General features: G+C 43.1%; 8 protein-coding genes. 4 read left to right on the forward strand and 4 right to left on the reverse strand.

Annotated features, from left to right (window positions below; genetic code table 11):
* On the reverse strand, positions 1-545 hold a 545-nt coding region (locus ABYB02_RS11655; protein ID WP_372762618.1), incomplete at its 3' end, for an FAD-binding protein.
* A 142-nt stretch (positions 546-687) separates the two neighbouring features.
* Here ABYB02_RS11655 and ABYB02_RS11660 point away from each other — a divergent pair.
* Positions 688-2,529: a M1 family metallopeptidase gene (locus tag ABYB02_RS11660; RefSeq protein WP_372762619.1), complete on the forward strand. Its 1,842-nt coding sequence runs from the start codon at positions 688-690 to the stop codon at positions 2,527-2,529.
* Between the two features lie 79 nt (positions 2,530-2,608).
* On the opposite strand, the gene ABYB02_RS11665 is transcribed toward ABYB02_RS11660, so the two are convergent.
* Complete coding sequence (locus ABYB02_RS11665; RefSeq protein WP_372762620.1) at positions 2,609-3,202, reverse strand: DUF2057 family protein; 594 nt, start codon at positions 3,200-3,202, stop codon at positions 2,609-2,611.
* 94 nt (positions 3,203-3,296) lie between these two features.
* Here ABYB02_RS11665 and ABYB02_RS11670 point away from each other — a divergent pair, with 94 nt between their 5' ends.
* The 3 genes from ABYB02_RS11670 (at position 3,297) to ABYB02_RS11680 (ending at position 6,852) form a co-directional block, all read left to right on the forward strand.
* A complete protein-coding gene (locus ABYB02_RS11670) occupies positions 3,297-3,668 on the forward strand; it encodes a histidine triad nucleotide-binding protein (RefSeq protein WP_372762621.1) in 372 nt (123 codons plus the stop codon).
* A 209-nt stretch (positions 3,669-3,877) separates the two neighbouring features.
* A complete protein-coding gene (locus ABYB02_RS11675; protein ID WP_372762622.1) occupies positions 3,878-4,534 on the forward strand; it encodes a response regulator transcription factor in 657 nt (218 codons plus the stop codon).
* A gap of 161 nt (positions 4,535-4,695) precedes the next feature.
* Positions 4,696-6,852 carry an ATP-binding protein gene (locus tag ABYB02_RS11680; protein ID WP_372762623.1) on the forward strand — a complete coding sequence of 719 codons (2,157 nt, stop codon included), beginning with the start codon at positions 4,696-4,698 and terminating at the stop codon, positions 6,850-6,852.
* Between the two features lie 95 nt (positions 6,853-6,947).
* Here ABYB02_RS11680 and ABYB02_RS11685 read toward each other — a convergent pair whose 3' ends face one another.
* Both ABYB02_RS11685 and ABYB02_RS11690 read right to left on the reverse strand, forming a co-directional pair.
* A complete protein-coding gene (locus ABYB02_RS11685) occupies positions 6,948-8,366 on the reverse strand; it encodes a mannose-1-phosphate guanylyltransferase/mannose-6-phosphate isomerase (RefSeq protein ID WP_372762624.1) in 1,419 nt (472 codons plus the stop codon).
* A 54-nt stretch (positions 8,367-8,420) separates the two neighbouring features.
* Positions 8,421-8,858, reverse strand: a 438-nt coding sequence (locus tag ABYB02_RS11690) for a nitrilase-related carbon-nitrogen hydrolase (protein ID WP_372762625.1), incomplete at its 5' end; no start/stop codon positions are given.

Below are 8,858 nucleotides of genomic sequence, written 5' to 3' on the forward strand. Positions count from 1 at the left end.
ACCGGTTGCCATTTTTTAGGTAACGCTAAATGCACTTCGGTGATCACCGCTTGGTGTTTCAGGCGGTGTTTAAACACCGAGTCACGATAAGCAAACTCACATTGCGCATTACTCAGGGTATTAAAGGTTTTACTGGTTATGTCGAAATACTCCACAGCGTCGACAAACGTCGCCAACTCCACGCCATAGGCACCTATATTTTGCACTGGCGCGGCGCCCACCGTACCGGGTATCAGTGCTAGGTTTTCTAATCCAGGAATATTTTGCGCTAATAAATAACTCACTAACTGGTGCCAGTTTTCGCCAGCGGCAACCCGTACTAAGTAATCGTTGTCACGTGCTTCAATGGCTATCCCTTTCGTCGCCATTTTAATTACGGTACCGCTGTAGTCTGTTAAAAATACCGTGTTACTGCCCTCGCCTAATAAGCAATACGGGGCGCTAAAGTGCTGCGCTTTGAGCTGCTCAAGCTGGGTAATTTCAACAAAATGCTGGCATTGGTTGTTTAATGCAAATGTATGTAAAGGTTGTAATGCGTGCGCCACTAAGCTCTCTAACTAACCGGTAACTAATCGCAATAGTTTAACCTATCGTCGCAAATAGCGCAGCAGAATGTAAAAATTGCTCAACCCGTCTTGCCAATCATGATATAAAACCATCACTTATTTATTTGTGTTCAAGGTAATTATGAAAATCACCCCTCTTTTTTTTAGCCTAGCAATGGCTGGTATGTGCTCGCAAGCGATGGCCAATGCAATTGACCAAAACTCGTATGCTAATCTTGATGACGTTATTACTACGCATTTAAATCTTGATTTAGATATCGACTTTAGCGACAAACAGCTCGAAGGTTTTGTTGAGCACACCTTACAGTGGCAAAACAAGCAAAGTAAAACCTTAGTGCTTGATACCCGTGATTTAGATATTGATAAAGTCATGTATCAATCACAAAGCGGTCAATGGCATAAAGCGCAGTTTAGCTTAGCAAACCGCGACGATGTAAAAGGCTCTAAACTCACCATTAACTTTGCTAGCCAAGCAGCAAAAGTTCGTATTTACTATAACAGTCGCCCAGAAGCTTCTGGTTTACAATGGTTAACACCTGAGCAAACGGCCAGCAAAACTCACCCATTTATGTACAGCCAATCACAAGCGATTCATGCGCGTAGCTGGATCCCAGTGCAAGACACGCCTGCTATGCGTGTTACCTACTCGGCGCGCATTCAAACGCCAAAAGACGTGCGTGCCGTAATGAGTGCCGACAACAAAGATGCACTGTATAAAGACGGTGACTACCACTTTAATATGCCGCAAGCTATTTCGCCTTACCTAATCGCCATTGGTGCGGGTAATTTAGAATTTAAAGCAATGTCGCATCAAACAGGTATTTTTGCCGAGCCCACTATCCTTGATGCCTCGGTTGCCGAGTTTAACGACACGCAAGCGATGATCGACAAAACCAATGCCATGTACGGCGAATATGCGTGGGGTCGTTACGACTTACTGATGCTACCTCCCAGCTTTCCGTTTGGTGGCATGGAAAACCCGCGCTTGTCGTTTATCACCCCAACCGTAGTGGCTGGTGATAAAAGCTTAGTTAACCTCATTGCTCACGAGTTAGCTCACTCTTGGTCAGGTAACTTAGTGACTAACGCCACTTGGGAAGACTTATGGTTAAACGAAGGTTTTACCTCGTACGTTGAAAACCGCATTATGGAAGCGGTATTTGGTCGCGATCGTGCGGTAATGGAGCAAGCACTCGACGCGGCAGGTATTCGCGCGCAAATTAAAACGTTAGATGCCCCCGACACGCGCCTTAACTTAAAACTCAATGGCCGCGATCCAGATGATGCGTTTAGCTCGGTGCCTTACACTAAAGGTCAGCTATTCTTAATTTACCTAGAAGAAAAATATGGTCGCGATAAATTCGATGCGTTTGTAAAAACCTACTTTAACGAATTTGCCTTTAAATCGTTAACCACCGCCCAATTTGTCACTTACTTAAAAACCAACTTAATTGATAAGTATCCGGGTATTGTTAGCATGGATAAAGTGAATGAGTGGATTTTTGCGCCAGGGCTACCCAGCGATACACCAAACCCAACCTCAGATGCATTTGACAAAGTAGATGCCGCTACAGCAACCTGGTTAAACGGTGAAATCACTGCAGCGCAGTTGCCAACAACAAATTGGTCAGTGCATGAGTGGCTGCACTTTTTAAATAACTTACCGCGCGATTTAAGCCAAGCACATATGAGCGAACTTGATAGCGCGTATAATTTAACCCAGTCAAAAAATGCTGAGCGCGCTTTTGCCTGGTATATGCTTGCAGTAGGCAATGGCTATCAGCCAATTTACCCAGCACTTGAGCAGCACTTAACGAGCATTGGCCGTCGTAAGTTAATTGTACCACTGTACAAATCACTGATTGCTAACGGTAAAAGAGAGTGGGCACACAGTGTTTACTTAAATGCTCGCCCAGGTTATCACCCATTAGCGCATGGCACTATCGACGCATTATTTGAATAACCACGAGCTTGAAAAATAAGCGAGTAAACAACCACTAAACAGGGCCGATCATTCGGCCCTTTGTTAATTGTATAACCAGCTACTTGGTTACTTTATTTAAAAACGCCTGTTGCTGCGCTGGAGTTGCTTGTTGCCACCAAAAATCAAGCATTTCAGCTGCACTCGGTACACCTTTCGTATTAACTGGCGCGGTAGCAGGTAGTGATTTGTCTGCCATTTTAGCAGGCTGACTCACTTGCGATACCGGCTGTGCATTTGCCAACTGCGCACTGCTAATAATTGCTAATGGCTTAGCCAATGGGCTGCCCTTGGTTTTTAAGCTTACCTGCGGCGATGCGGCAAATACTTTAGCGGCAACTGGGTTTTTAGCGCGGTTAAATTCTAAAATATAATCCTTACCCGCTGCAATGGTCACTTGCACCCAAAATGGTTCAGACTCCACCACTTCATGATCGTCAAACCCTAACTCGTATAAATCGCTGTATTTAAGTTTTAACTGATAGCTACCCGGTGCAAGCTCTACGTTGTCGACACGGCTAAATAACGAGCTTTCGATGCTACGCTCGCCAACTTGCAGTGGTATAATTTCTTCTGGAAAATGAATGTTCTCTGCCCTGCTCGATAGACTAAATAACAGCGCGGTGGCGCTCACTAATAATATTGATTTATGCATATTGGCTCCTTTAGTTGATTTCAGTTTGACACTGCGAATAAAGTTTGTCATTAGTGGGTATCACTTTAATCATATTAATTGTAGGGACAATATAATGAGTCAAGAGACTATTTTTACTAAAATAATTAACCGAGAGATCCCAGCCGATATTATTTATGAAGATGAGGATACCCTAGCCTTTAAAGATATTAATCCTCAAGCGCCGTTTCATGCGCTAATTATCCCCAAAAAAGCAATTGCCACTATTAATGATATCAATGCCGATAATTCGCAGTTAGTGGGTAATTTATATGTTGTTGCCGCTAAACTCGCTAAACAATTTAACTTTGCTGATGAGGGTTATCGCGTAGTAATGAACTGCAATGAGCATGGCGGGCAAACGGTATATCACATTCACTTACATATGCTTGCAGGTAAAGAAATGGGCTGGCCTCCTTATCAAGAGAGCAAAAAGGTGGCGCTCTAACGCTGTCTTTATCATCCTGCTAAAACGGTGATGTAGATTATTTTACTTTTTGCTAGTGGCAAAAAATAGTTACTTATTTGCAACATTTTATGTTTAAATAATCATAAATTCGTACTTGATTTGCCTGCCAGCACACGACTCACTAATACTAAAGGTGTGTGAGTCGTGATAAAATCAACCAATTAGCTTTATAAAAGAGTAAAAATAATATGAGCAGTTCAGCCTTTTTGTTATTAGATGAAGAGCCCATTAACACCATAGGGATTAATGTTTTAGAACCTTTGTTAAAAACACAAGGAATTGACGTCACCAAAGGGACCGATATATTAGATGTGCCTGTTGGCACTCGACTACTGTTCATAGAAGCATCGAGTAAACATGCATGGGACAAGTTAAAAGAGCAGCTCGTCAATTTACGAGTAAAATGCGATATCGTATTATTTAACTTAGATGAAAACCCTGAACTTGCTAATCGCGCCTTACTTAGTGGTATTCGTGGCGTATTTTACACCACAGATAATGCCGATGTACTAATGAAAGGCATTCGTCTACTGATGGAAAACCAGCTGTGGTATCGTCGCGATATTATGTGCAATGCACTCAATCGTATGCTGCAATTTAATAAAGATGCGCTACATAAATTAACCGAAGGTGATATTGAGCCGGTCAAACTCACCAAACGTGAAAAAGCGATCATCTCATTAATGAGTAACGGCTCTAAAAATAAAGAGATTGCCGAAGAGCTCAGCATTAGTCCACACACAGTTAAAACGCACTTGTATAGCGCATTTAGAAAAACCAAATGCCGTAACCGCATCGAATTATTGTCGTGGGCACAGCAGCACATACCTGACGAAATTCGCTAATTTATAGATGGTAATAGCAACAACAGGCACCTTGGGTGTCTGTTTTTGTATCTAAAGTAGGTTAATTTAATCATCCGTATTAAGTTAACCTGCAGTTGAATCCTCACTGTTAATTAAATTAGCATAACCCCTACTATTCTTAGTTACTCATTGGTGTCGCCATGCTCGATTCATTTACCCTTTATTTTGCCAGTATTGCCGTGATGATTGTCATGACCTTGCTCAATTTTTTAACTTGGCGCACCAATAAGCATACTCCAGGGACCTTGCTCTATGTTTTTTACCCAATTCTATTACTTGGGGTGATTATTGGCTTTACACTAATAGGCAAAATTCCCAACTTAATCGCCATCACTATCGCCAATAGTTTGCTATTAGCAGCATCAATCGTGCATAGCCTAGCAATAAGCCAGTTTTTAAATTATCGCGGCAGCGGCTTTAAATTATTTTGTGCCTTTACCGCCTTGAGTGCGGTTATGCTCGGCTACTACAGCTTTTATCAGCCTGCAATTAATGAACGTCTATTGATATCTGACTTACAGCACATAGCAGAAGCGATTTTTTTGCTGTTTTTATTTATCAAATATGCACGCCAAACGTACCCAAATGGCAGTATTGTTTATATTATTATTTTAACCTTAGTGGCCATCAGCTTTACTGCTCGCGCGTTGTTTATTGGTCATATTGAACAGCATGATACCTTATTAAGCCCTTGGTTTAGCTCGTTGTTATTTTTAAATGGGGTGATTGCGCCGATGTTTTATGCCGCTGGCATGGCGTTATTATGTAATGAGCGCAGAGAGCAACACCTAAATAAATTAACCTTAAAGGCACATAAAGACTTAGAAATACGCGGGCTGTTTTTATCAACCATTAGTCACGAAATACGCACCCCGCTAAACGGTATTTTGGGCAGTGCGCAACTGGTGATGAATCAAACTAGCGACGCACGTAATAAAGCCTATTGCGAAGCGATTATCAACTCTGCTGAATCGCTTAACTTACTGGTTGATAAAGTACTCGACTATGCCAGCTTAGATCAGCACGACGCTGCTCTGTACGAAGAAGATATTGAGTTTAAAACCTGGATAAAAAATCTATGCTTACTGCTCAGCCCTCTGGCAGAGCAAAAACAGCTTAAATTTGCGTTAGTGTGTAACGTGCCTGAGCAAGCCTGTTATTACTGTGATCAGCAAAAGCTCAGACAAATTATTATTAACCTTGTCGGCAATGCCATTAAATTTACCGATCAGGGCAGTGTTGAAATCCACATCGATTTAGTCGCAGAAACACAGCTAGAGCATACTCTTAAAATTAGCGTTATCGATTCTGGCCCGGGCATTGAAAGCGATGAAATAGCATATCTAACAGAACCTTACGTACAAAGTAGTGCGGGTAAAGAAAAAGGCGGCACCGGCCTTGGCTTAGCCATTACCAGCCGCTTACTGGAAAAGCTGCAAAGTAAATTAGAGATCAGCAGCGCTGTCGGCCGCGGCAGCAGCTTCAGTTTTACTCTGACCTTTACGCTTGGCGAACTCAGCTTGGTTGAGCAGCGCCATCAAAGCAAAGACTACCTTACCGGGCTCAATGTATTACTGGTAGAGGATTTAGACTTAAATCAAAAAATAGCCATTGAATTTATGGCCGAAGACGAGCACAAAATAAAACTCGCCAAAGACGGTAAAAGTGCCATTGAATTAATGCAGGCGCACCATTTCGACGTAGTCTTGCTTGATATGAACTTGCCCGACCTAACCGGTCAACAAGTGCTTAAAACACTCGCCCGCATTGAGCATAAAAATCAGCGCACGCCGGTGCTCGCGTTTACCGCCAGCCTCAGCCCAAGCGAAATAAAAGAATACCTTGCGCTGGGCATTAAAGATATTGTTGGCAAGCCGATGAAACAGCAAAAGCTACGCCAAGCACTCAGCGATTCACAAACCAATAAAAGCACCAATATCGCCGTGGATCTCATTGATACGCTGTATGATGAAACCGCCGCCGAAGCCTTAATGCGCTCATTTAGCGCCGATGAAGTCTCATCGATTTATAACGAATTTGTGTTGTCTGCGCGTAATAAATTAACCCGTTGCCAACAACTCGTTGAGCAGCAGCCTGAGCAATGCATTAAATTACTGCACCGCCAAGCCAGCACCGCATTGCAATTAGGTTTTAACCGTTATGGTATAGAGCTGAAAAAAATAGAACGCCGCTTGCTCGATAACAAACCCCACAACGAGCAGCTTAAACACGCAGCAACGCTGTGGCAGCAAAGCTTAGCACAGTATTTGCAATTTGTGCGTCAAGGGCTGGGGTAAAGCGGGCTACGGGCTACGGGCTACGGGCTACGGGCTACGGGCTAACAAGTTTTAAGCCCGTAAAAAATAATCAAGCATATTCACTGTTTATACTGTTATTTTCTACCGTATATATCGTCAAATCGTTCTATGTCACTTTCATCCAATATGGCACCCGTTTGCACTTCAATAACGATTAACGGCTCGGGCTGATTATTCGCTAAGCTATGCAGTTGTTTTGCACCAATATAACAAGATTGGTCATGGGTCAGTGTTAAGCTTTGCTGGTCAATACATATATCTGCAGTGCCTGATACTACCACCCAATGCTCAGCGCGATGCTGATGACGCTGGGTTGAGAGTTTTGCACCACTTTTTACGGTAATTTTTTTAACCTTAAAGCCGATACTTTCTGCTAACGTACAATAATGCCCCCAAGGACGGTAAACCACCTGATGATGCGCCAGTTTGTCATTTTGTGTAATTGCCAATTGCTTGAGTATTAAAGGCAAGCCTTCAAGCGAATCTTGCTTTGCAACCAAGGTAGCATCATGAGTATGTACAATCGCTAAATCGCTTACACCTAAAGTAGCAACTGTGTGTCCATCTTCGCTAATAACTAGGTTATTAATACTGTTCTGTGCAATATGTTGCTGATTTTGACTGTTACCCTGCGAATCCTTTTCAGCAAGCGCAGCCAGTGCAGAAAAACTGCCCACATCACTCCACTTTAACGCTACAGGCATTACCACCACATTATTACTGCGCTCTAAAATAGCATAATCGATTGAGTCACTTGGGCAGTCCGCTAACGGCTCGTGAGCAGGCCTAACAAACGCTAAATCTTCACTAAAATTTGCCGATTTCGCCACACAGCTCGCTATTTTCGGAGCAAATCGCTCTAGCTCTTTTAAGTAGGCACTGGCGGTAAATAAAAACATGCCGCTATTCCAACTATAACCACCTGCTGCTAGGTAATGTTGTGCCGTGGTGAGGTTTGGCTTTTCTTTAAACTGTGCCACCTCAAAGCAGCCCGTGCCGCTAATTGCTGCACCTTGCTTAATATAACCATAACCTGTGTGTGGCTCTGTGGGGGAAATTGCAAACGTGACTAATTTGCCTTGCTCGGCTAATTTTACTGCCGCATTTAACTGACTAGTTAACTCACTAAAATTTTCAATATGATGATCGGCGGGCATCACTAATATTGGCCCCGTGATATTATTTTGCAATGCATAATGGGCTGCAAGCGCAATAGCAGGTGCGGTATTTTTACCTACTGGCTCAAGTAATAATGCCTGTGGTTTGGCGGCAGCGGCTTGCTCTGCAGCGATAAATCTATGTTGTTCGTTACACACCAAAATAGCTTGATTAAACAGCTCATTGGTTACACGTGTTAAGGTGCTTTGCAGCAATGACTTATCAGCTGCAAGCAAAGGTAAAAATTGCTTTGGCATCGCTTGGCGCGACAGCGGCCATAGCCGAGTGCCAATACCACCGGCTAAAATTACAGGAGTGATTAAAGAGTTATTCATAGTGCTGCCGCCAAAAGATATCAGCGGCTATTTTAACACTTAATTTGCTACAGGCTAATTTAACGTAAAGCTATCGGCGTCTAAATACGCCGGAAACGCCGCTTTAAATGCCATTAATGGTGCTTTTTCTAATGTAATGGTTAATACCTGCTCGCTGTTATCGGTGGCTTTGACTAACGGCTGTCCTTTAAAATCGTAGACCGCAGTGCCGCCATTATGCGCCACCCCATTGCCATCTTCACCAATGCGATTAACCCCCACCACATAGCATAAGTTTTCCATCGCTCGAGCCATTAACAATGTATCCCACACATGGCGACGCACCGCAGGCCAGTTTGCAATATTAACCATCACATCGTAATCATCGGTATTGCGTTGAAATACCGGAAAACGTAGGTCATAACAGACCTGGGGTAAGAGCTTAAAGCCATTGATAGTAAATACTTTACGCTGTTGCCCAGCGACTACAAAGTCGCCTTCTTGACCTAAACA

The organism is Pseudoalteromonas sp. (genome assembly GCF_041613455.1).
Taxonomy (GTDB): Bacteria; Pseudomonadota; Gammaproteobacteria; order Enterobacterales; family Alteromonadaceae; genus Pseudoalteromonas.